Raw genomic sequence first — 24260 nt, 5'->3', positions numbered from 1 at the left:
CAATCACTCTCTTGCATAAACCTCACATCGCTCACATTATTTGGAGGAATATGTCTTCCTTTCTTATCGGTATATAGTAAAATAAAACTATTATAGACTTTATACCTACTAAATCGGGGGCGTGGATGATGAATTCCGGGAAAAAGATGAGAGCCTTTGGGCGTATGGCGATTTTGGCGATAGCGATAGTTATGCTGCTAACCGTCGTAAACGACAATGAAGTTAAGGCGCTCAATGTTTGGGGACTTGTTAAAGAGGCGCAGAAGCTGGAGCAGAAGAAAGATTATGCGGGTGCTATCGCCAAGTATAAACAGGCAGTCGCTGATTTCGTCGCCAAGAAAGAGTACGGCAATACCGCGAATATGTACCGCCGGATCGGCGATAACTATGTGCTGTTGAAGCGTTACGACGATGCCGTATCGAACTGGGATTTGGAATCCTCCTACGCGGATAAAGCATCACAGACGCAGGTCAGCCTCGCGGCTAAACGAAAAGCCGACATGCTGCGCAGTACAGCGCAGCTGTTCATCGAGACCGATGCAGCTTCTGTTGGCGGAGCAAATTATCATGGGGCGAAATTCGAGCCGAAGAACGGCGCACTCCTGGGTGCCTATGCCGAATTGGATCCGGTTGTTCACAACCCGGCAAACGGGAAGCCGTTCTATACAACTGGGTTTCCGGAGCTGACCGGCAAGAAGCATGCGGCTTATTTGCTTTATTTTACATACGGCAAGCCATTCTCGAATCTGAAGAATCATATTAGCCAAGCTGCTGCGAACGGGACTGCGCTCCAGCTCGGCCTGCAACCGATGAAAGGGCTCGCGGAGGTGAAGGACGATGCGTATTTGCGCGGGCTTGCCCGTGAGGTCGGAGAATCCGGAATTCCGGTGTTTCTGAGATTTGCCAACGAAATGAATGGCGATTGGGTACCGTGGCACGGTGACCCGAAGGCATATATCGAGAAATTCCGGCTAGTGGCGAAGGTGTTCAAAGAGGAGGCGCCGGATAATGTTGTCATGGTGTGGTCCCCGGACCGGCTTCCAGAGCATAACATAAGCGATTATTATCCCGGCGATGCCTATGTCGATTGGGTGGGGGTCAGCTTATACACCATCTTCAACCCGGCCTTTGATCCGCTGAAGCTGGGCGAGGACCGATCGAGCCATGTCGAGAAGTTTGACAACATTTATAAGATGTATGCGGCGCGGAAGCCGATCTTTATTTCAGAGGGCGGCATCTCCTACATGTATCCGGAGAAGAAGCTGGATAAGACCGATTGGGCGGTCTACAAAACCAAAGAGTTCTATGCTTCGCTTCCCATGCTGTATCCGAAGGTGAAGGGCGTATTCTGGTTCGACAGCAATCACGACTCTTCGAACCGGATCAAATATTATATGCTGTCCGCGAACCGGAAGCTGCTGGACGCTTATAAAACATCCATTGCCAATCCGTTCTATCTTAGCGCCGTCGGTGCAGAGTCACCGGTTGCCTATAAGCAGATCAGTGGAGGGGCGGTGGCAGCGGGCAAACACAAGATGTCCGCATACGTGAAGACGTGGTCCCCGAGGCTTGCCAAGGTCACCTATGAGATTGGCGGTCGCAATGTGGGGACAGCGGTATCACTGCCATGGACGGTACATATCGATTTCACCCCCTACAAGGGGAAGAAGATCGAGGTGATCGTCAAAGCCTACGATAATACAAACAAACTGGTGACGACTCGGAGTGTTTACGTCACGGTAAAAGGTTAAGCAGCTTCCCGCTTGTAAACCTTTGAATAAAGGAAGCACGTATGCAGGCCTAACGCTCACAGTTGTCGTCTTGCTCCATTCAAGCTACAATGAAGCTTACAACAAGAAGGACGGATAGAGGAGAAAGGCGGTTGCTTGCAATGGAAGTAGGCGAAGAGCTCATGGAGGAGCTACGGCTGGCTAAGCTGGAGATCGCAGGCTTGAGAGCGGAGAATGAGCGGCTTAAGCAGGATGTCATCAAGCTTCGAGGCGTTCTTCGCGGCCAGTCGCAGGATCGGATGGCGACGAAGCTGAAGGATGCGCTTCGGGAATAGATAGGCAAGCGGGTGTCATCATGCGTAAGGGGCATACCGGGCTGCGGATTTTTTTAGGGAGGGGGGAATGCTAAATGGCAGATATCCAGACAAAAATAAGGCAGGAGCTGGCTCTGATCGAAGCGCAGGAGAATGTTCGTATTCTATATGCGTGCGAGTCCGGCAGTCGGGCCTGGGGCTTCCCTTCCCAGGATAGCGATTACGATGTCCGGTTTCTCTACATTCGGCCGGCTGAATGGTACTTATCGATCTTCGAACGTCGTGATGTCATTGAACGGCCGATCAACGACATGCTGGACATGAACGGCTGGGATTTGAAGAAGGCGTTGAACCTGTTCCGCAAGTCAAACCCGCCACTGCTGGAGTGGCTGCAATCGCCGATTTGTTACTCGGAGACCTATTCTGCAGCTGATCGGATTAGGGCGTTGACTACGGCAACCTTCTCACCCCAATCATGCATGCATCATTATTTGCATATGGCTAGAGGCAATTACCGGGAGTATCTGCAGGGCGACCTCGTGAAGCTCAAGAAGTATTTCTACGTGCTGAGGCCGATCCTGGCCTGTGCCTGGATCTTGGAGAGAGGCACGATGCCTCCGATCGCATTCGAGACGCTGGTCGTGGAGATGCTCCCTGAGCGCAATGAGCTGGTCTTGGCGATCGACGATTTGCTGGTCCGCAAGCGTGCCGGAGTCGAGCTCGACCTGGGGCAACGCATTGGCGTCATCAACGAGTTTGTGGAGAGTAAGCTCGCCGAGTATGAACAAATTGCAGGTGCATTGCCACGCAGCGAAGGCGATATGGACGGACGTCTCGACGAGTTGTTCCGATCGGTACTGCATGAGGCTTGGGCTTGAACGTGAACGTGAACGATGTAAGAAGTTTTATGGCTGGAGGCGGATCTGCGCATAAGCGCAGGGACCGCCTTTTTTATTATTCATTACGCGCTCGGGAGGCTTGGAATGGAGAGGACGGAATCAGAACACCATAGGGGTAAGCAAAAGTTAACGTTGACGTTAACGTAAAAGAGGATTATGCTAGTACCTACAAGAAATTGGGAGATGGGGTATTGCGATGGCAACCTACAAGATCGAAGAAGCAGCTGCGAAAACAGGGCTAACCAAACGCACAATCCGGTATTACGAAGAGTTAGGTTTAATCGAGACACTGGACCGGACAGAGGGCGGCATGCGCATATACACGGAGGAAGACATCGAAAGATTGAATAAGATCGTATTGGCCAAAGAGGTGCTTGGGTTCTCGCTGGTCGAGCTTCAGCAGTTTGTCCAGATGAATGAAACCATCGACCACTACCGTCATTCGGTGAGATCCTCGGAAGATCAGGCTGAGCGGCTGCAGAACCTCACCGAGATCGGTGAGGTGTTCAGCAAAGAGATCGAGATGATCGAATCGAAAATGAAGAGAATGGAAACCTTTAAGGAAGAGCTCCTCTCCTTATCTGGACGCGTTCAAGAAGCCATTCACAAGCTTAAGACGGAATGAACCCAGCTCATAAACATCGGTGTAAGGTTGGAGGGAATTGGATTGGATACGAAAGATCAGGCTGAGGCGCTTATAGGGTCTAAGTTGTTCTGGACCATCATTATAGCCGTATTCTTCGGCAATTTTATGGCTGTTCTAAGCACGACGACGATCAATGTGGCGCTGCCGGTATTTATGGCGGACTTTCATGCAGAGCTGAACACCGTGCAGTGGATGATGTCGGGTTTCATGCTGGCCACGGGTATCATTGCGCCGATAATCGGATTCATGGGCGATAAGCTCAGTTACAAAAGGTTATATGTATATGCCTTATTAGGGTTTACTGCGACATCGGCGCTGTGCACCTTGGCTTGGAATATGCAATCTCTGATTGTGTTCCGGATCTTGCAGGGCTTATTCAGCGGCATTATTATGCCTACGACAATGACCATTATTTATCAAGTCATCCGTAAAGAGAAGCAAGCGCTAGCCATTGGCCTGTGGAGCGTTTCGGCTATGCTGGCACCCGCATTCGGCCCAACGCTTGGCGGCTGGCTGACCGAATATTTCGGTTGGAAATCGTTGTTCATCATGAATTTGCCGGTCGGGATTATTGCCGTTACGATGGCACAGCGTTTCATTCCTTACTATCGGTTGAGCCGCGGAATCAAGCTTGATGTGCTAGGGTTCATTGCTGTCATCTTAGGCACAAGCTCGCTATTGTTCACCTTCAGCGAGGGTCATAATTGGGGCTGGTTCTCTTGGAAAACGATCTGCCTCTTGCTCGTAGGAATCATCATATTGACGTACTTCATTAAACGCACCTTACACGTCAGCAATCCGTTGTTGAATCTACATGTGTTGAAGGTACCCCGATTTACCTATAGCTTGATCATCAATTGCGTGATTACGATATCGTTGTATGCAGGTACGTTTCTAGTGCCGATCTACATGCAAAAAATTCAACATTCCTCCACTCTGCATACGGGGCTCATCATGCTCCCGGGGTCGCTGCTATTGGCTTTGTTCTCATTCATAGTGGGCAAATATTACGATAAGGTTGGGCCGTTCCGGTTTATTCTGATCGGCATCGTCATTATGGGCTTTGCCACTTGGGAGCTAAGCCGCATGGGCTTGCTCACCGGAATGTTCTTCATCACCATGTGGCTGGCTATCCGTTATATTGGGATCGCATTTTGCAATATGCCGGTTACGAATGCGGGGATGACCGCGATCCCAAGCTCGTTCTCGGGTCATGCTTCATCCGTAACCAACTGGATCCGGCAGGGGACGGCGGCGCTGTCGGTTAGTATTTTCAGCAGCATCCTGACAGCCCGGACGCTTACGCATATGAAAGATGGGAATGCGCAAGCTCCTCAAGCAGCGGACTTGGCGCTCTCCAAATCGATCCAGGAAGTGTTCATTATCGGCATTGTGCTCGTCATCGTGGCCATTCCCTTTACCTTTATGCTTCGGAGAGAGCATAAGCCCGTTAGCGAGGCGTTTCTTGAGCCCCTCATGACGAAATAGCCGGATCCAAAGAATAGATAAGCGGGATTGTTTAGGTTGACAAATGATGGCGTCTCCACTATGATTATGGCATTAATATACTGGCTAGGAGGCTGATGACCGTGAAATACAATGCTATGACGACCCGAGTTGTTTTGTCGCACATGCTCGTAGATCGGCATCGACGGCCTCATGATGGTGAATTGATTTTGTTTTCGTAAACTTGCTGAGATGCTTTTTTCGAGCAGATCAGCATAAGCGGACTCAAATCTTACAACCACGGGCGGATGCGCCCGTGGTTTTTTTGTTTTCCATCTCATGGCTGGTGGTATTAATAAAGGTAGTCGTGATGCATGTCATTTGCTTACGGCTGCCTAATCCGCAGCGGATTTCGAACGCTGCGGCCAAGTGACGCCCCTTCGCATGGCTCGTGCGTGACCCGTCCATATGTCATCTGGTAAGCCTTGCGAAAAAGCGATACAATATGAAGAGAATATGCAAATGAGGTGATCTCATGACAGAAGAACAAGTGACCCCGGAAGGGGAAGAAAAGCAAGAGCAGAAGAAGATTTCACTGGCCGATGCGGTGAAACAGAAGCTGGCTCAGAAGAAGCAGGAGCAGGCAAACGGCAGCAAACAAAAATTCGGACCTGGCGGCAATCAGCAAACGATGAAGAGCCAGAACACGAAGAAAGTAAACAACCAGCGCAAGAAAATGGGCGTTTAGTTCTAGAGCCAATCCCAGAATCGGAGGCAGCATGCTGCCTCCGATTTTCATTGTACAGGTCAGTCAATCTGAGCAGAATTTATGCGGGGAATAGAACACTTCAAGTGCTCTTATATGCTATTGTTAATTTCAGGGTGCTGTTTCGAGCATCGCAGAGAGGAGAATGGACATCATGAAGCTTCAATCCTTGCAAGGAGCCGGTGCCAGCGAACGTCATGCCCAATTTATTCTGGATAGCTATGCGAGGCTGCTTGGCGAACCGCTTCTAACGGTGGCACCTGGAGAGAAGTCGGCAGACGCGTTGTTCGAATCGCCAATCGTCGTGCTGTCACACGGTTTGGAGAACGATCCGGTGCTGAATTATGGAAACCGGGCTGCGCTTGAGCTCTGGGAGATGGACTGGAATACGTTCACCCGAACGCCATCACGACTGACGGCCGAGCCAATGATTCGAGCCGAGCGGCAGCAATTTCTGGAGGCGGTAGCGGAGAAGGGCTACATAGATACTTATCAAGGAATTCGGATATCCAGCGCGGGCACCCGGTTTCGAATTCATGAAGCCGTCGTTTTTAATTTAACCGATGATACAGGTCACTATTATGGACAAGCCGCTGCATTTGCGTACTATGCGTACGTATAATGCAAGGCTCTTTTTTGTGCGAAAATGTCATATGGTTCGCGGACGTCCGATCGATTATACTGAAGGTAATCATTGACAATTGATCCGCAAGGAGGGAATGGCTGAAATCCGGATGCCGCACTGCTTCTCCAACTGGTTTGATGAAAAACACCACTAAAAAGGAGGCTTGTACCTTGCCGCTGCGACGTATATTGACAGCGTTTTCAATACGGGCGACAATCATGCTGTTCGCGCTAAGCTTGATCCTTCAGAGCACGGTTTATGCGCTCGATGACCAGAAGCCCTCACTTCAAAGCTCAGAGATTACAGGGGCTGTCATTCGGCTGACGTATGACGAACCATTAGATGTAAGCAGTGTTCCCGATGTGAATACGATGTATGTGAAGGTGAATCAAGAGGCTGTTCCGATCACGGGAATCCAGCTATCAGGCAGCAGCGTATTCATTACGCTGCTAACGCCACCGCTGCCAGCGCAGCCGGTCGTGCTTACCTATCTGCCGGGCCAGCCTTCCATTCGCGATACGTCCGGGAATACGGCCTCAAGCTTAGTCGATTATACGATTTTACGACCCGATAACACCCCGCCCTTATTAATGAACGCCGTATCCGATGGCATGAATGTCACGCTGCAATATAACGAGCTGCTGGACGCAGCCTCCGTTCCATCCCCCGAGAGCTTCGTCTTGAAGGTGAACGGGATTGCGAGAGCCATCGTATCCACTTCCATTAACGGAGCAGGACTAAGGCTGACTGTAGCCGAGCAGATAGGCGCAGGTCAAACCGTGCAGCTGACTTATTTGCATGGCACGCCGCCCATTCGTGATCTTGCCGGGAATGATGCTGCTAATATTTATGAATCGCTGGTTTCGAACCCCGTACAAGCCGCTGCGCCTGAGGTCGTATCCGCAAGCGTGAACGGAACGCAGCTTCAGGTAACCTTTAATCAAAATTTGAACACCGCATCTGTTCCGCCTGCCGGGAGCTTTACCGTCACGGCTGATTCGTCTCCCATTGCGCTATCAAGCGTGGCGCTTAACGGTCCCGTGCTAACCTTGTCGCTATACAGTCCGGTTTCGAACAACCAATCGGTTAAGCTTGGTTATACGGCACCGGCTGTTAATGCACTGCTTGGTGTAACCGGCGTCCCGATTGCGGCGATCACGGGTATAAACGTGATGAACCGGACGGATAGCGGCCCGCCTCAGTTAACGGAGGCGCGTATGAACGGAGCTTATGTACAGCTCGTTTACAACGAACCTCTTCTGGCTTCATCCGTTCCAGGCGTAAACAGCTTCTCTGTGTTTGTAGAAGGGCAGTCCAAAGCGGTGTCGGCGGTCACAATAGCCGGTCAGACGGTCTCCGTCCAACTGGAAAGCGGTCCCCCGATCGGCAGCAGTTCCATCGAAATCTCTTATACCGTACCTGCAATAAACGGGATTCAAGACAGCAGCGGCAATCTGGCCTCAGGATTGGTGCTGCAGCCTGTGTACAGCGGGAATGACCTGACGGCTCCCCATCTGATCAGTGTGCTGTTGGAAGGCAAGACGTTGATTCTAACGTATGATGAGCCGCTCAATACGGCTTCGGTTCCATCGGCAGGCAGCTTTCGTGTATCAGGAGGGAGCAGCTCGATCGCGGTTTCCAATGTGGCAGTTGCTGCGAATGAGGTGCGGTTAACATTAAGCGGCAATTGGAACAGCTCCATCACGTTATCCTATACTCAGCCGAGTACGAAGCCGATCAAAGATATAAGCGGCAATTCAGCTGCTTCCGTCCTGAACTGGCTCGTCGGCAGTAAAACTGACCAGACACCTCCTGTTCTTACTTCGGCAATTGTAAACAAGACGATCGTAAAGCTAACCTACAGCGAAGCGCTGCGCTCCAATACGCTGCCAACGGCTTCGCAGTTCGTTGTCACGGTCGGAGGCTATCCGCGCACCGTCTCGAGCGTATCGCAAAGCGGTACGGTTGTTACGTTGTCGCTGGCGTCAGCTGTCACGCTTTACGATGTAGTCAAGGTTAGTTATACGCCTGCTGCCGTTAACCCGATTCAAGACCTAAGCGGCAACAAGGCCGCGGCATTATCCTTGCAGGCCGTGACGAATCAATCGGATGCAACCGTTCCGACGCTGGTATCAGTTTCAATGACAGGAACGGTCATTACGCTGGTGTACAGCAAAGCGCTCGACTCAGCCTATGTTCCTCCCGCCAGCAGCTTCTCAATCTACGGCAGCGGGTACCGTTCAGTGACGAACGTTTCCGTCAGCGGGACCATGGTCATGCTGATCGTCAATAACCCGTTAGGCGATAGTGAATCCATATCCATCAGTTACTCACCGCCTTACGATGGCAAGGGGCTGCAGGATATGAGCGGCAATTTGGCTGCAAGCCTGTACAGCCAACAGGTCAGAAACGGATCGGACATTATGGCGCCCATCATGACCTCAGCTAGTGCCGGATCGGTCAGCAGCAGCAATCCGACGATTATATTAACGTATAACGAAACATTGAATAGTGGATCCATTCCTTATGCCTCTCAGTTTACGGTGAAGTCCGGAGAGACAACAATTCCGGTGAGTAGAGTGACGATAAGCGGCACGACCGTCACACTAACCCTCCAAAGCTCCATTAAGAACGGGCAGAGTGTGACTTTATCGTATTCACCAGGCTACACCAATTCGATTAAGGATAAGGCTGGCAACCAAGCTGCCGCAGTAAGCAACTATACGGTCAAATGGTCGGTTACACCGATTACGGTAACCAGTGCGCAAGGCCATGACCGGATCATCACCCTTACGTTCTCCAAGACGCTGGATGAGTCTGTAGTGCCGGAAACGGGGGACTTCGCGGTGACGGCTAACGGAAGCACCCGTAACGTAACCGAGGTGAATGTGGATGGCTATACGGTCGAGCTAACGCTTGACAAGAGTCTAGGTTCTTCACCTAACGTAAGGGTGTCTTACACGCCGGGCACGGATAAGCTGCAGGACGAGGAAGGCTATACAGCAGCTGCTTTCTCAAGCCGCTCCGTAGCCATGGCTCAAGATTCTTCTTCTGAATCCGGAACGAATGCTGCGAACGGGCAGGCAGAACGAAACTTGGATGTTTGGGATGCGCCTGACATTATGCTTGCTGCCGGCGATGCTCTACAAACAACGGAGACCACACCGCAAGGGGAGTCCCTTGTCGTGTACACCTTGGACAACAGCCGAATAGCGAACGCGCTGCAGGAAGGAAACGGGAAGGAGAAGCTGACGGTGGGCTTCTCGGCCGCTGCAGTTAGCGGGAATGGATCCGCGGCATATAAAGTGCGTATACCGGCGGTTTCTTTCCAATCTGCTGCAGAGATCGCGGGTGCTGTCCAATTCATGGTCGCAACGCCGCTAGGTGCGTATACATTCCCTGCAGATGTTGTGGATGCAGCAGCATTGGCCGATCAATTGAAGGTTCCGTCTGCTGACATCTACGTAGGTATTGTGATCCGTCAAGCTGGAGCCGCACTTGCACAGGAGATGACCACCGCGGCGCAGTCCGGCGGGCTGGAGGTTCTCGGTGCCCCGGTTTCCTATAAAGCTATGGTTGAAGCTTCGGGGAGGACGTTCCCTCTTCAATCCTTCAATCAATACATTCACCGTCAGCTCTATATTGGAAAGCAGGTTACCGTGAAAGACACCACGGTCGTCTGGTACGATCCGTCGTCGAAGCGGCTGGCCTATGTTCCGGCTTTACTGCAGACAGAGGGCAATCAGACGTCAGCTTCCATTATGCATATGACGAATGGCACTTACATGGCCGTAAAGACCAACAGGGTATTTACCGATATGGCGTCGCACTGGGCCGCAGCCGATGTGCAGAAGCTTGCGTCCAAGCTTATTGTAAGCGGCGTTTCGGCAACGGCATTCGAGCCGAATAAACCGATTACGAAAGCAGAGTTCGTGACGATGCTTACGCGTGCACTCGGATTGACCGACTCCGGATCCGCCAAGGAGCTGCCTTATCTTGACGTATCTGCGAAGAGCTGGTTCCATACCTCCGTTCTGATCGCATACGAGAGCGGGATCATCGATCCAGCGGATCGGTTCAAGCCGAATCGGCCCATCACCCGGGCGCAGATGGCGGTCATGGCTTATCGGGCGGTGCAGGCAGCCGGACAGAAGATCCCGATCACCAACATCGACCGGTCAATAATCGATAAGTTTACCGACCTGCGGGCGGTCTCTCCGGAAGAACGCAATGCGATAATCGCGGATGTTAAAGCCGGAATCATGTCCGGCAGCTCGCAGACGGCCTTCATGCCGGAGGCGAATGCCTCGCGGGCTCAGGCGGCGGTTATTCTTGGACGTCTGCTGCGGTATGCGGGACTTATGAACGGGTAAGTCTAGCACTGGCGCGCTCTGCATTCCGAACGCATGACGGATCAGGGCGCCCGAAGGCAGACCTAATGACGAGCCTTGCCCGCAGAACCCCATATTGGTAAACTAGAAAATAGAATGTATGTTTGCACGAAGCAATGGATTATATTTCATGCCAGGAGGAGAACCGTAAATGCCGGCATACTCCTTTAAGCCCTCGGAATTCCCGAATAAACCCGGCTGCTACTTGATGAAGAACGAGGCGGGCCGCATTCTCTATGTAGGCAAATCCAAAGCATTGCGAACCCGCCTCCGTTCTTATTTTAACGGGCGTGTAACGCATAAACGGATTGCGCGTCTCGTTGAGGAAGTGGCTGCCATCGAAGTCATCGTGGTGAACAATGAACACGAGAGTCTGCTGCTGGAGAATAATTTGATCAAAATGCATAAGCCGCCCTATAACCGGGCCTTGAAGAAAGATAACAGCGGCTACGCTTATTTAAAAATGACGGATGAGCCATTCCCCCGTCTGGATGTGTACTACCGCGACCGGAAAGGGATCGGGCAAGCCGCCGCTTCAGGCTTCCTGATTCCGCATGAAGCGAAGGAGGGGGACGTTGCTGCGGAGGACAGCGTGAAATTTGCAGCAGCAGCCGAGTTGACGCAATCCGCGGCGCAAACAGCTGCTGCGTCAGACCGGCCGCGCACGGCCTCCGGTTCCGCTGCTGCGAATTCCCGGGAGAAGCGATTCGGTCCGTTTGCCAGTGCCAGGTTTCGCGACGCGCTGCTCGCTTTTATTACGGATCACTACAAGCTGCGGACTTGTACAACAATGCCTAAGAAAGTCTGCTTGCTCTATCATTTGAAACGATGCAGCGGCATATGCGAGGGATTGATCTCCGAGGAGGAATATCGGGAGACGGCGCGCCAAGCGGCCGCCCTGCTGGACCATCGGGGGGACAAGCTGATCGCAGCGATGTATGCCCAGATGGAGAATTATTCGCAGATGATGGAATTCGAGAAGGCGGGGAGCATGCTTCGGCATATCCGTATACTGGAACGGACGCCGGATAAGCAGATCGTGGACCGGGAATCCAATGTGAACCAAGACGTGGTGTACTTTGGGGAATCTAACGTGCTAGTAGGGAGCTTTCATCAGGGGATGCTTCGCCATGTCGAGCTATTGGACTTTGAACGGACGGAGGGCGGTGCGGCATGCGACCGGTTCTTGATCGATCGTTACGGTCACAGCAGACCGGACGAAATCATCGTGAATGAAATCGGTGATCTTAAGAGGGTTATGACAGCACTTCGCCAGCTGCGAAAGCCGCCGTTGAAGATCTCGCTGCCGAGGCGAGGGCTCAAATACGAATTGCTGAAGCTGTGTAAAGCGAACTACGAGCTGAGGCTGGAACGGGAGCGCCACGCCAAAGAAGCCGGGCAATCATCATAGGTCTAATCCGGCTTCTTCCCGATCCACTTTCGGTAGATCTGCAGACTGTCTCGTAAGTATTGCGATTCCTCATCGGTCAGACGCTCCCGCAGAAGTTCTTGGCCGGGGCGGTCGCGAGCCGGCTTGTATGGATCGCTTCGGCCGATTAGTTCATCCAGGCTCACGCCGAAGAGATCGGCTATGCGGACGAGGGTATTCAAGTCCGGTTCGTTAATATCATTCTCATACTGCGAAATGGTCGACTTGGCCATCTTCAAAAAGTCAGCAAGCTGCTCTTGGGTCATCTCATGGCTTTTGCGCAGCTGGCGCAGCTGTTTACCGATCATGCTATCATCTCTTCTGGTCAAGTAATGGTTCTAGCTTCTTCTTGATTGTACACGGCTTCAGGAATCGAAGGTGCCGCCGAGCCATCGAGTTCATGATACATGTTATTATGTGTTGAAAAATGGGGGTGCAAACGTTACAATAAATTCATGAAACATGAACTTTACAATCTTATTGAAGAAGGGGAGGCAATTGTGATTGCAACAACCATCGATCCGCAAGTGATACTCATTGCGGGTCCGCTTGCTATAATTGCGCTGATCGCCTTGCACTTGAGATGGCGCGCTAGGGTTCGCAACGTTCGGCATTGGCTTGAAGAAGCGCAGCTTCGGCTTGAAGAGGCTGAAGATTTGCTGCCGGATCTCGAAGATAGGGCTTCCATATCGATGGCAGCCTACTGTCTAAGCAAAGAGGGCGTTCATAAAGATTACCGGTTCGGAAACGAGCCGTTAACCGTTCATGTGGGCGGCAAAATATTTGCCTTCATCGGCTGTAACAGTCTGCTTCTGAAGTGCGATCCGGACTGGGCCCAGCAGTTAAGGCAGCGTTATGAATCGGTTACTCCCGGTTACCATCTCGATTCCAAGCATTGGAACACGGTTCGCTGCGACGGCTCCATCCCTGAAGCGGAGCTGAGGCGCATGATCGACCATGCCTACGAGCTTGCTTGCAACGAGTGGCCGAAGGACCAACGGGACCGGTTGTACGAGTGATTATATAGAGAGGGGTCATATTGTGATGCAGACGTTATTGGACTATTGCTTGAACAAGCCGGGAGCGGAGCAGACGTATCCATTCGGGCCGGAACCAATCGTAATGAAGGTCGGAGGTAAAATGTTCGCGCTTCTATCGGGGGATCGTATTTCCTTGAAATGCGACCCGGTCATAGCTGAGAATCTGCGTGAGCAGCATGCAGCGATCACGCCAGGCTATCATCTGAACAAGAAACATTGGAACACCGTGCATGTTGATGGGGCGTTGCCGGTGGATGAGATTACGGATATGATCGATCATTCTTACGAGCTTGTGCGCAGCAGCCTCTCCAGGGCGGAACGCAATCGGATCGAACAGGGTTCCTGATCGTTAGAGCAGGCATGCAGGATCTGGATTACGGGCACCACCCTGGTGGCATGTTACAAACCGTCGCGGTGAAGGTGGGACTATCCCGGGCCAGATCGGCAAAATAGCTGCTGAGCACGTGATTTCCACCGACGGAGCCCATTCGGAAGCTGCGCTGCACGTCACCTTTGACATGCAAGTAGTAGTACGTCTTATCCGTCTGGGGCGACTGATACACGAGCGGAGGCAGATGAGGCACAATATCATAATCATTCTGAATGCGGACATGGATCGGCACAATGGCATTATAATTGCGCACGAATTTCGGATCCCCGACCCGCGGTGATGCATACGTATAAACGATTAGCTGGTTATGCGAGCGGTTGGATGCAATATCGTAAGCCGCTAAGGTTGCAAGAGCGCCCCCCAGACTGTGGCCTGTTACGAACAGAGGCTTGTCGCCGGGCAGCGTATCGAGCAAGCTGAAGATTCGATCACGTGCGGATAAGTATATATCGGTAAAGCCGCGATGTGCCAGGCCACCGTTGCGTACCGGCTTGAAGGGCGTTTGATGCGCAATCAAATCGGATACCCAGTCGACGGCCGAGCCCGTTCCCCGGAATGCCAGAATAGCTGCCCGGTCAGACTCCAGCACGAAGCCGAAGGGCGCTTCGGATCCGTCGTAGGCCATCGCGGCGAAAGAGCCGACGGTACGGTAGGTTTGCGGTACGAGAAACCATTGCTCAGCGGTGTCGTATTGCGTATACGTTTGCCCGCAGACAGCTGCGAGGAAAATAGCCGTTCGAATGTCCATCGTATTTTGATCCATAAGAGTCGCCTCCTAAAGAGCGGTCTGCTCCCATTGTATGCGGGAATAGGCCGCTGTGCTTTAGGCGTATTACTTGAGATTGGCCATTTCGTCTATTGTTCATCTGCAGGCTGGTCCTTCATAGCGGAATACGTTCATCCATACATGATCCACCGCGCATAAAGAAACGGCAGCACTCCGAAGGACCGGAGAGCTGCCGTTTGCTCATTCACACATTCTTATGACCGAATCACCCGTTATAAGGATGAGTTTCGGCGTCCTGTAATAAGAGAGACAACGAACAAGATCAAGAACACGAAGAACAGAACCTTGGCGATGCCTGCGGCCGCACCGACAATGCCGCCGAATCCGAATACAGCTGCAATAATAGCAATAATGAAGAAAATAGCTGCCCAACGTAACATAGCAATCACGATCCTTTCGATTATGGATGGAACGATTCGCAAGCGGCAGAGGTCAATCATTTCTTCCGTTTGTGTGTGGCTCCGTCCCTGCTTGTTCGGACTTTAACCGTTCCATGGGGGCCTTGAAACAACGATTCAAAGCTCCTTGTGGCGGGTAACGAATACAGAACCTACACGGTAATGAAGAAACGAAACGGAGGGCTGCCGATGTTATTTGAAATAGCGATGCTTATTATTGGATTGTCCGTAGCTGTATTAGTCGTCTTCCTGATCCAGACGCTCAAGAAGGTGCAAACCTCGCTTGACGCGGCAACAACTACAATGACAGAGGTACAGCAGGTTGTGCAGACGGTTAAAGGTGATGTCGGCGAAATCGTGAACAGCGCCAAGCGTATTGCGGATCAGGCGGAAGGGAAACTTACAGCCATTGATCCGCTCGTAGAGACCGTAAGAGAGACAGGCGAGGTGCTGCATGAGGTTGCTAGTGTCGCACATGACTTCTCGTCGATTTGGACCGATCGGCTAAAACGCCGCGCAGAAGCGGCTGCCGCGAAGCAGCAAGCGAAGGCAGCGCAAGAACAATCGGCTGCAGCAAGAATGGATTCTTATGCAGCCGACGATGTGCCGGAAATCAATATGGGTGCGGGGCATGATGGCTTGAATGGGCCGCATCACATTACCGTAGAAGCGGAACCCGCCGTGAAAGCGAGCTTCTCCCCGTCTTGGCTCGATTGGATGGAGACTGGCGTAAGAGTGGCACGCGTTATCGCGAAACAGCGCTAGCGGAAGGCGGGCACGACAAGGTAATATTAGGAGAAGAGTTCATGCAATGAATAGGACAAAAGAAGAACGTATGGCTAGGAGATGGAAGATGCGTATTGCTGTCGTGGATGATAATCCCATGAATGTTACCGTCGTGCAGGAAATATTGAAACGTGCCGGCTATACCGATATTGTTGCCGCATCGTCTGGAGTCGAGCTGTTCGGACAGCTCGGGTTGACGAGTCAAGGTACAGAGCCCGAAGGGTCTCCTGCTCCAGATTACGATGTCGATCTTATCCTTATGGATATGATGATGCCAGGGGTTGACGGAATTTCCGCATGCCGGGCCATTTCGCAATCATCGCGATTGCGGGACATCCCGATCATCATGGTAACGGCCATTGGCGATTCGAAGAAACTGGCTGAAGCGCTCGATGCAGGCGCAATCGACTATGTCACGAAGCCGATCAATCGAATCGAGCTGCTTGCGCGCATTCGTGTTGCGCTGCGGCTGAAGGAGCAGAAGGATTGGCATAAGGAACGGGACCGTCGTGTACGGGAGGAGCTGCAGCTTGCCCGTGAGGTGCAGAGCGCCGTTCTGCCGCAGTCTATCGAGGAAGACGGCATTCGTATTAGTGCGGTATTCCGGCCGTCGGAGGAGCTGTCGGGCGATTTGTACGCCTGGCATCGCATTGACGATCATCGCTATGGCGTTGCGGTCATTGACGCAATGGGACATGGCATATCTTCATCGTTGGTCTGCATGTTTATCGCATCCGTCTTGAAGGAAGCGATGACCAAGATGGTGGATCCGAAGCGTGTCATCCGCGAATTGAATCGCCGGGCCCAGCAGCTGCAGTTTGCCGATCAGCTTATCCAGTATTACTTTACAGGGTTGTATATGGTCATCGATTTGGAGAAAGGCACGATTGATTACGTCAATGCAGGGCACCCGCCCGGCATGCTTATTCGCGGAGATGAAGGCGTTGTGGAGGCATTCGAGCGGGGTGGCGTAGCGATTGGCCTGTTCGATGAGATTACCGTAGAGAAGCATACGCTGAGCATACGTCCCGGCGATCGGATCGTGCTGATCACAGATGGCATTCTGGATCTGGTCGGTACCGAGGACGATGATCAGATGAAGCTCCTGCAAGAATCGCTGCAGCCGTTTGGCAGCAGCCTGCCGCAGGAGCAGCTGGAGGCTGCGCTGTTTCAGGAGGATAATTCGAACCGCCAGGATGATCGTTGCCTTGTCATGATTGACATCCGATAGTTGAAGGAACGCAAGCTTTGGTACAGGCCGCTGCGCAGGCAGAATGTTCTTCCGATCGCTGTTGTTCCCGGATTTCTTTGAATTGTATCTATAGGTTAATATCCGGGAACAAAGGCGACCGCTAACGCTTCTCCAGAATTATTCTTCCTGCTCCGCTAGCTGCATCCTTCTCGCGTGCCATCGCTCCGGTTACTTTCAAGCAATGAAAAAGGGAAATGCAATCTTGGATGAAGCACTGCGCTTCGATATCATCCAAAAGGTGCATTTCCCTTTTTGCGTGAAGATGGAGAAGAATTTCTATTATCGGGACCGCTGCGGCCTCCACGACGCTGCTTCTTCTTCGAAGACGGAGGCAAGGAGTGTGCTTGCTTCCCCTTGAGCAGATCGCCTGTCCAGCCTTTACGCCACAGCCACCAATAGATGATGAGCGTGGTTATGATAACAACGAGACACATCGCTGTGAACCCGAGTGGCTCCGCGGTCCACGGGAGCAAATTGAAGTTCATGCCCCATAATGCCCCTACGACCGTAGCTGGCGTGAATAGAGCGGTGAATATCGTGAGCGTCTTCATGATGTCGTTGCCCCGGAAGGTAGAGATCGCGTCGTCCATCGTAAGCAGCGTATCGATCTCCATCGCATAATGCATCAGGAGCGACTCGATCCGGTTCAGTTTATATTCCATCCGTTTGAAATCTTCTTGATCGATAAGGGTTTCGAGGAAAGCTTCCTTGGCGGCTCCTTGAATTTCCCGTATCGGAATAAAGAGATGATTCCAATGCAGCAGATCGTAGCGCCGCTCGAAGATCGTGTTCATCAGTCCGGTCCGGTTGCGATAGCGCATCGTTTCCTCAAGTTCGCCAAGACGCCTCTCAAAGCCGTCTAACCCGGAATGAAACGTGTCCAGTATACAGCTGATCATGACGAAGAATGCTTCGGGCGCCGATTGACAGCGGTCTAGTTTATCCTTCCAGGGTTCTGCTTGGAGACGGATCGATAGACGAAGATCGCTTTGAAGCGAGACGAGCTTCTTGCGGGTCATCCAGAAGTGCAGAGGTGTGATATCCTGCTGATCATCCGATACCTGGAAGAGCAGAGTCCCGCGCATGACCGGCTCTCCGCCGGTAAGCTCCGATACTGTAATATGATTATGATTGCAGCCTTCGGACTCTTGGAGCCATTGGACCAGCTCAGGATGGTCCCTCTTGAAGGCGTCACTTACGTCGGTCGTATCTGTTAGAACATCGTAGTTCTCGCTGCTGGTTGATTCGTAGTTGGAATTCCGGAGAGGCGTTACGATTTCGTTCATTCGAATGCCGGCATTCGAATGTGCGGCGGAAGGCTGTGGAACAGCAGCTGGCTTTCGGCGGCGGCTTAAACTTATCGGTTCCGGGCGTTGGTTATGGAGTACGTGCCACTCCCATTGGGAAGGAAACCGCAGCATCCGATGCATCATATCGTCGGTCCTCCTGATCTGACTTGCACTTGGGGGTTGTTCAATGTAACCATCATAACGCGAACACGGTTCTTTCACAACCTAAGCGGCATAGGAAAAGCACGCCATGCCCGGATAGATCCGAACTGGGCGTGCTCGTCTAATAGAATCAGGAGAAGGCGTATGGTCAATAACCATCCTCTTCTCCCTCGTGACTCTCGCTTAGCAGCTGCTTCAGCTTCTCGATGGCGCGTCTTTGAATACGGGAGATGCTCATCTGCGATACACCCAAATTATCGGCGATTGTCCGCTGGGGCAAGCCTTCTTGGTACACAAGAAGAAGGACCTGCTGTTCTTGCGGCTTCAGCTGCGACATAGCTGCTTGAAGATCCAGCTTCTTATCTACCGTTTCAAAGTCATCGGCCTGCGAGCCGATCAGATCGCCTAGGGTCGTCGTATTCTCTTCCTCGGAGATCGGGGTATCGAGTGAAACATAATGATACAGCTCCCGCCCAGCCAAAATTTCAGTCGTTTCTTCGACGGAGAGCTCCATATAGGAGGCGATTTCTTCGACGCGGGGAGAGCGCTCCAGCTTGACCGTCAAATCGTCAACCGCCTGCTGGACGGCGATGCCTTTTTCTTTAATGCGGCGCGGAACCTGAACGTACCACGATTTATCACGCAAATAATTTTTCATATGACCGATGATACTCTTCATGGCATACGGTTCAAACTGGACGCCAAGATTCATATCGAATTGCCGGAATAGGCGGATGAGCGCAATCTGTCCTACTTGCATTAAATCTTCATACAAATCGGGGCGATTACGCGAAATTTTACCGGCCGCCATTCGGACCATCGGCTCATATTGCTCGATTAGCAGCGTGGCCGTATCGTTGTTAGGATCATTCTGATAGATCAGGATGAGTTCCGCATTCGATGCCGGGGACTGCTTGGCCGGTTGTACATTCATGCCATTTCACCACTTCGGACCAGACGTTTGGTTAAGACCACTTCAGTCCCCATGTCACTGTTGACTTGAACTTGATCCATAAGCGCCTGCATCAGGTAAAGGCCAAGGCCTCCCGCTTGCAGCTCTTCAACCGATTTGCCGTGAAGCGGTTCAGCTTTGCGGGCTGCAGCAGCCGCGTCGAAGCTGCGGCCGTCATCCTTGACGATAATCGAAAGAGCGTCGGCTTGTTTGACAAAACGAACTTCGATTCGCGGCACGACATCCAGGGCGGATGTAGTCGAACCGTGAGGCAGATCACCGTAAGCGTATAGGACCGCATTATTGCAGGCTTCGGAGACGGCAACCTTCATATCTTCTATCTCTTCGTATGAAAAACCGATTTTGACGGCCAGTCCATAGAGCGTGAGCCGAACCAAATCGATATATTCTGCGGATGCTGGAACCTGCAGCAATACGACCTCTTCATTTTCCTTCATGGCTTAGTCTCGTTCCTTTCTTCGTGAAAATCAAGCTTGCTGTTTCAGCAAATAGTTAGTAATGCCCGTCATATCGAACAGCTTGCGAATATTCGGCGGAATGGCTTCAACGGCAAAGGGTGCATTGTTTGCATGCCTTGCCTTCAGAACGGAAACAAGGATACCGATACCGGTGCTGTCCACATACCTTAGATCGCGGAGGTTGATAATCAGCTCGCGGTCGGATAATTCTACAAGCGGAGTCATTGCGGCCCGCATCTGTGCGGCTGATTCCAAATCGAGCTCGCCACCTACATATACGGTGCATTTTCCTTCTTTATTTTCAGTGCGTAAAAATAATTTATCGGTTTGCTTCATGACGTCCTCTCCTGTTTCCAAAGTAATTGCAATGTCTATAAAAATGGCTGATTGTTGACTGATAACGTTATTTACCCCGGGTATTTCGGATTGAAACAAGGGAATTGCTCCATTGAATTTGGTATATATTGTACCCGATTTAAATTTCCATTAACAGGGTATACCAACCGTACATAACACTTTCGCGTCTCTTGCAAATCGGGAGATGGAATGGCTGGCGCTATCCGGATAACGAATGGATCGCGAGGCCAGGCCCGGTGCCGGAACGGGGCGCGGAAGGTTGGCTTAGGCAGACACAGCAAGCGCTCTAGGTGGTTCGACTATGAAACAGGAGGCGATCGAAGATGGCTTACAAGCTGGGGATATTCAGGCAGGAGCAGCAGGTGATCAATGCGGTCCAGGAGCTCGAGAAGGAAGGGTTCACGAAGCATGAGCTGCAGGTGTTCGCCAAGGATCGGGAGCATTCACGGCGCGTTGAGGCGGAGACGGATGTGCATGCGGATGAATTAAACGAGTTGACAGATACACGCGATTATATAGAAGAAGGAGATATTGCGGTCGTGCCAGCTGGCGTTATGAGCGGGGGCAGTCCGGTAGCGGGTTATGGAGGAACGGCCTTCGGAGGGAATGGCGCTGGCGCGATTGTAGGCGGCGTGTGGGGAGATGACAGTGCAATCGAGGAATCGCTGCGTACCCTGGGACTTGACGACGATGCCGCGAAGCAGTGCCGGGATGCCATTGCAGAGGGATGGCTTGTGGTGACCGCCCATACGGGCGATGGCAATGAACGCTCGGACGGCGGACAGGATCTGGGTCTTGCCGGTACGGCTGAGGCTGTGTTCCGCCGCACCGGAGCGGAACGTATATTGGAGTAGGACATTGGATTCGCAACGCACACACTCATAAAGAGGGCAGCCGGCACTTAAACGGCTGCCCTCTTCGTACGTGCAGCAGTCCGGCACGCATGTTTTATTCAATGCCCCTTGGCGCCGATGAACGAGAGGATCGACCGCAGCGATTGGGCGGCGACCCGATCCAGCAGGTCTCCTTCGCGAAGAAGCCGGTCGGTAATATTGAGCAGGTTATAATCGGTGATGGCTGCATTCCGCCTTACCTCCTCCCAGAATAGAGGCGTCGAGACTGTGGCGCCGACCCGGGCTCTTGGGGAATAGGGAGCTACGATCGTTTTTCCTTGATAATGCTGGAGATAGTCGATATAGATCAGATCCCCGCGATTTTTCTTCAGTCTCTCGATTGTAAATAGGCTCGGATGCTTGTCGGAGAGGTATTTGCCCACGAACTCGCCGATTCGCCGCAATTCATCGAATGTCAGGTCGGGAATGAGCGGGATGATTACCTGTACGCCTGTGGCACCGGACGTTTTGGGTACAGATTGAATGCCAAGCGATTGCAGCAGTTCACCTACCAGCGACGCCGCTTCCATGATACGGGGCTCTTCCTCGAGCGAAGGGTCCAGGTCAAGCACCCATTCGCTTGGATGGGCGGGATCGCTGATCCGGTCGAAGGAGGCATGAAACTCCAAGGATGCGAGATTGCCCAGCCACAATAGAGTGGGCAGCGAATCCGGTTTCACATAACGAATGCTCTCATGCTCCGAGATTCGGATAAAGTCCGGAGCCGGCTGCGGACAGTTTTTCTGATAGAACGATTTTCCATGCACGCCGTCCGGGAACCGGATCGTGGTTAAATACCGGTCCTGGCAATGCTTCAACAGCCAAGGGGACAGCGCTGTCAGCTTTTGCAAGAAGATAGCCTTCGTGATGCCCATTTCGGGCCAGAGAAGCTTATCCGGGTTGCTGATCACTAGCTCTTGGCCTTCGACAACGATAGTACCCTTAACGGACCGGCTCATGGCAGATCCTCCTTCGGCAGAAACGTGACAAGCTTCGGATGACGCAATTGCCCTGCGGAGGTCAGTTCCAGGCCGGTTACCCTGCAGCGAAAAGAGAGCGGCAGCCACTGCACCTTCTCCTTCTTCAGATCAGTCGGTACAGCCGGAAAAGGGCAGGCGTCAGCGGTGGAGGGCTGGAAGGTCGAAGCCAATACACCGCGCAGCGCATCGGTTAGCCCCAGCGACACGGATCCCAGATAAGCTCCCTCGTAGGCCATGATCAGGCTCGCAATGACATGGTTTCGCCATTTCAACCCGACAATGTCCACATCGAGCAGAAGGGCTGTCTTCTTCTTATACCAATCCTGATGCTTCTTGCCCTCCCTATAGGGGCTGGACAACCGTTTGCTGACAACGCCCTCCCATTGATTCGCCTCCACCCATCGCCACAATGCTTCTCCGTCATGGAACAGCTCCGTCACGAAAAGTCGGGGATCCTTTATCGGAAATTTGGCAGTCAGTTTACGGTGACGCTCGATATAGGAGAGCGAACGGAGATCCGTGCCTCCGTCCATGAGCAGATCGAATAAGACATAGACGAGTCCACCGTTCACGGGAGGCGCTCCAGAGGTGCCGGCTGCTATGTCAGGAGCTTGTGAAGCGGCCCCCCGGGAGCGTTCACGTTTGAGCACCTGCTGGAAGTTTGGGCGGACGCCGTTCCACCATACGACTTCGCCGTCAAGCAGACAAGGCCCAAGCCCGGCGGCCCTTGCTTGAAGATGCTCAGTAATTTCCGGATAAATAGCATTCTTCAGCAGCAAATTACGGGAATAGAGCTCGACCTTCCCGTCCTGTCCGATCCGCGCGAGAATGCGGACGCCATCCCACTTGAGCTGAAAACCCCAGTCCTCGCCCTTGGGCAGGCTCTTCTCGGATATGGGAGCCATAGGCGCCGCAGGCAGAGGCATATCCGAATGAGGGGCTGAGGGCGGGTTGCGCCCGTTCCAATCGACAAAGGCGAGAGCTTCGCCCTCGCCGCCGATGTTATTCGAAGCAGATTGTTGTTCTTCACGAGACATGCTTGGTTTCATGTTACGAGACCGACTCCTTCTTGCCTCCGCTCTTCGCTTTGCGAGATCGAGGGGTCTTCGGCGCTGTTCCGTCCGCATCGGCAGCGCCGGCAGTGGAGGCGTCGCTTCCCGGATCCTGAGCGGCCGAACCAGCCGGTTGACCACCGGCTGCACCTGTATCCAGGCTGCCTGGGGATTCAGGCGAAACGCGAACCGCCTCTAGGCTTGCTTGGAGAGCTGCCATCAGGTCAAGCACATTCGTCCGCTGCTGCTCAGGGGCAACGCGTACCTCTTCACCGGCAATTTTATGCTGAATGAGATCAAGGAGCCGCCCGCGGTAGTCATCTGTATATTTATCTGGCTCGAATGGCGTGGAAAGCTGTTCAATGAGCATCCGGGCCATGGTCAGCTCTTTATCGTTGACCGTGACGGTGTCCGGCAGGCCGGGCACCTGCTCGACAGACCGGATCTCATCGGGGTAGAAAATCGTCTCCATTGCAAGACATTCGTCGATAACACGAATCGCAGCCAGCGAGCTCTTGGAGCGGATCGATATCTTAGCGATTCCGATTCGGCCGGATTGCCGCATGGCCTCCAGCAGTAAGTTATAGGCATTGCCGCCCGCCTGATCGGGCGAGAGATAGTAGGTTTTCTGAAAGTAAATGGGATCGATTTCATTCAGATCGACGAAATCCAGAATCCGGATGGTCTTCGTGGCATCGTCGGTCAGCTGCTCGAGCTCATCCTTCTCAAACAGCACGAAATGGCCCTTTTCATACTCATAGCCTTTAATGATGGCATCCCAATCGACCTCTGTCTCACATGTCTGGCATTTGCGGATATATGAGACCGGGCTCCCGCATTCGCGGTGAATGAGCCGCATTGAGATATCTTTATCCTCCGTAGCCGAAAACATCTTAACGGGGACATGTACAAGCCCGAAGCTAATAGCCCCTTTCCAAACGGTATGCATGGTAATATTCCTCCTTAAAAGTTTTACGGAGCGCTACCCCCTGAACCACAACGCAGGAAAACTTGCATCGGAAGCATAAGCTTAAAGTTTTACGGAGCGTTACCCCCTGAACCACAACGCAGGAAAACTTGCACCGAAAGCATACTTTCCCATAGGTCGCTGCCTTAACGATACATAGCGTAAACACGAAAAGGCGTATCAATAACAGGTTATGTTACAAGGGTTCCCCGAATGCATGAAACTCAAC

General features: G+C 52.4%; 24 protein-coding genes. 14 read left to right on the top strand and 10 right to left on the bottom strand.

All coding sequences use genetic code 11. From position 1 onward, the window contains the following. Positions 1-125: 125 nt before the first annotated feature. From NNL21_RS28755 to NNL21_RS28715, 9 genes are all read left to right on the top strand, one after another. On the top strand, positions 126-1751 hold the full coding sequence (locus NNL21_RS28755) for a glycosyl hydrolase (RefSeq protein WP_256555556.1): 1626 nt from the start codon (positions 126-128) through the stop codon (positions 1749-1751). Between the two features lie 131 nt (positions 1752-1882). After that, positions 1883-2065: a hypothetical protein gene (locus tag NNL21_RS28750; RefSeq protein WP_204821483.1), complete on the top strand. Its 183-nt coding sequence runs from the start codon at positions 1883-1885 to the stop codon at positions 2063-2065. Positions 2066-2139: 74 nt separating this feature from the next. Next, the gene (locus tag NNL21_RS28745) at positions 2140-2922 is read left to right on the top strand and encodes a nucleotidyltransferase domain-containing protein (protein ID WP_204821484.1); all 783 of its coding nucleotides are present in this window, start codon (positions 2140-2142) and stop codon (positions 2920-2922) included. A gap of 217 nt (positions 2923-3139) precedes the next feature. Next, positions 3140-3568: a MerR family transcriptional regulator gene (locus NNL21_RS28740; RefSeq protein WP_204821485.1), complete on the top strand. Its 429-nt coding sequence runs from the start codon at positions 3140-3142 to the stop codon at positions 3566-3568. Positions 3569-3610: 42 nt separating this feature from the next. Further along, the gene (locus NNL21_RS28735) at positions 3611-5077 is read left to right on the top strand and encodes an MDR family MFS transporter (protein WP_256555555.1); all 1467 of its coding nucleotides are present in this window, start codon (positions 3611-3613) and stop codon (positions 5075-5077) included. Between the two features lie 493 nt (positions 5078-5570). After that, entirely contained in the window at positions 5571-5783 is a 213-nt protein-coding gene (locus tag NNL21_RS28730; protein ID WP_204821486.1) for a hypothetical protein, read from the top strand. 172 nt (positions 5784-5955) lie between these two features. Next, a complete protein-coding gene (locus tag NNL21_RS28725; RefSeq protein ID WP_204821487.1) occupies positions 5956-6423 on the top strand; it encodes an MEKHLA domain-containing protein in 468 nt (155 codons plus the stop codon). A 173-nt stretch (positions 6424-6596) separates the two neighbouring features. Next, positions 6597-10799 carry a SwmB domain-containing protein gene (locus tag NNL21_RS28720; protein WP_204821488.1) on the top strand — a complete coding sequence of 1401 codons (4203 nt, stop codon included), beginning with the start codon at positions 6597-6599 and terminating at the stop codon, positions 10797-10799. Positions 10800-10968: 169 nt separating this feature from the next. Continuing rightward, positions 10969-12228 carry a GIY-YIG nuclease family protein gene (locus NNL21_RS28715; protein WP_204821489.1) on the top strand — a complete coding sequence of 420 codons (1260 nt, stop codon included), beginning with the start codon at positions 10969-10971 and terminating at the stop codon, positions 12226-12228. A 2-nt stretch (positions 12229-12230) separates the two neighbouring features. Here the strand turns inward: NNL21_RS28715 and NNL21_RS28710 are convergent, their stop codons facing one another. Further along, positions 12231-12554, bottom strand: a complete 324-nt coding sequence (locus tag NNL21_RS28710) for a helix-turn-helix domain-containing protein (RefSeq protein ID WP_204821490.1) — start codon at positions 12552-12554, stop codon at positions 12231-12233. Between the two features lie 192 nt (positions 12555-12746). Here NNL21_RS28710 and NNL21_RS36640 point away from each other — a divergent pair, with 192 nt between their 5' ends. Continuing rightward, complete coding sequence (locus NNL21_RS36640; protein ID WP_256555554.1) at positions 12747-13265, top strand: MmcQ/YjbR family DNA-binding protein; 519 nt, start codon at positions 12747-12749, stop codon at positions 13263-13265. A gap of 22 nt (positions 13266-13287) precedes the next feature. Further along, positions 13288-13632: an MmcQ/YjbR family DNA-binding protein gene (locus tag NNL21_RS28700; protein ID WP_204821491.1), complete on the top strand. Its 345-nt coding sequence runs from the start codon at positions 13288-13290 to the stop codon at positions 13630-13632. A 28-nt stretch (positions 13633-13660) separates the two neighbouring features. On the opposite strand, the gene NNL21_RS28695 is transcribed toward NNL21_RS28700, so the two are convergent. Together NNL21_RS28695 and NNL21_RS28690 are read right to left on the bottom strand one after the other, a co-directional pair. Beyond that, complete coding sequence (locus NNL21_RS28695) at positions 13661-14440, bottom strand: lipase family protein (RefSeq protein ID WP_256555553.1); 780 nt, start codon at positions 14438-14440, stop codon at positions 13661-13663. 236 nt (positions 14441-14676) lie between these two features. After that, a complete protein-coding gene (locus NNL21_RS28690; RefSeq protein WP_204821492.1) occupies positions 14677-14844 on the bottom strand; it encodes a DUF1328 domain-containing protein in 168 nt (55 codons plus the stop codon). Between the two features lie 207 nt (positions 14845-15051). Here NNL21_RS28690 and NNL21_RS28685 point away from each other — a divergent pair, with 207 nt between their 5' ends. Beyond that, positions 15052-15627 carry a DUF948 domain-containing protein gene (locus NNL21_RS28685; RefSeq protein WP_204821493.1) on the top strand — a complete coding sequence of 192 codons (576 nt, stop codon included), beginning with the start codon at positions 15052-15054 and terminating at the stop codon, positions 15625-15627. Positions 15628-15715: 88 nt separating this feature from the next. Then, entirely contained in the window at positions 15716-16879 is a 1164-nt protein-coding gene (locus tag NNL21_RS28680) for a PP2C family protein-serine/threonine phosphatase (RefSeq protein WP_204821615.1), read from the top strand. A gap of 248 nt (positions 16880-17127) precedes the next feature. Here the strand turns inward: NNL21_RS28680 and NNL21_RS28675 are convergent, their stop codons facing one another. The 4 genes from NNL21_RS28675 to NNL21_RS28660 form a co-directional block, all read right to left on the bottom strand. After that, a complete protein-coding gene (locus NNL21_RS28675) occupies positions 17128-18333 on the bottom strand; it encodes a magnesium transporter CorA family protein (RefSeq protein WP_204821494.1) in 1206 nt (401 codons plus the stop codon). A 166-nt stretch (positions 18334-18499) separates the two neighbouring features. Then, positions 18500-19285, bottom strand: coding sequence for a sigma-70 family RNA polymerase sigma factor (locus NNL21_RS28670; protein ID WP_204821495.1), 786 nt, complete (start codon positions 19283-19285; stop codon positions 18500-18502). Then, positions 19282-19761 (bottom strand): anti-sigma B factor RsbW, encoded by a 480-nt coding sequence (rsbW, locus tag NNL21_RS28665; RefSeq protein ID WP_204821496.1) that lies wholly within the window; start codon positions 19759-19761, stop codon positions 19282-19284. Before rsbW ends, NNL21_RS28670 begins: the two co-directional genes overlap by 4 nt. Positions 19762-19791: 30 nt before the next feature. Beyond that, positions 19792-20118: an STAS domain-containing protein gene (locus NNL21_RS28660; protein WP_204821616.1), complete on the bottom strand. Its 327-nt coding sequence runs from the start codon at positions 20116-20118 to the stop codon at positions 19792-19794. A gap of 344 nt (positions 20119-20462) precedes the next feature. Here NNL21_RS28660 and NNL21_RS28655 point away from each other — a divergent pair, with 344 nt between their 5' ends. Further along, complete coding sequence (locus NNL21_RS28655; RefSeq protein WP_204821497.1) at positions 20463-20993, top strand: general stress protein; 531 nt, start codon at positions 20463-20465, stop codon at positions 20991-20993. A gap of 98 nt (positions 20994-21091) precedes the next feature. On the opposite strand, the gene ligD is transcribed toward NNL21_RS28655, so the two are convergent. Genes ligD through ku form a run of 3 tightly spaced genes read right to left on the bottom strand, consistent with a single transcriptional unit; the run spans position 21092 to position 24013 of the window. Then, on the bottom strand, positions 21092-21991 hold the full coding sequence (gene ligD / locus NNL21_RS28650) for a non-homologous end-joining DNA ligase (protein ID WP_204821498.1): 900 nt from the start codon (positions 21989-21991) through the stop codon (positions 21092-21094). After that, positions 21988-23061, bottom strand: a complete 1074-nt coding sequence (locus NNL21_RS28645; protein ID WP_256555551.1) for an ATP-dependent DNA ligase — start codon at positions 23059-23061, stop codon at positions 21988-21990. Before NNL21_RS28645 ends, ligD begins: the two co-directional genes overlap by 4 nt. A gap of 1 nt (position 23062) precedes the next feature. After that, positions 23063-24013, bottom strand: a complete 951-nt coding sequence (gene ku, locus NNL21_RS28640) for a non-homologous end joining protein Ku (RefSeq protein ID WP_204821499.1) — start codon at positions 24011-24013, stop codon at positions 23063-23065. Positions 24014-24260 lie beyond the last annotated feature (247 nt).

Source organism: Paenibacillus mendelii (assembly GCF_024498075.1).
Taxonomy (GTDB): Bacteria; Bacillota; Bacilli; order Paenibacillales; family Paenibacillaceae; genus Paenibacillus_Z; species Paenibacillus_Z mendelii.
The sequence above is the reverse complement of the archived record's forward strand: the minus strand, read 5'-3'. Positions and strand labels throughout refer to the sequence as shown.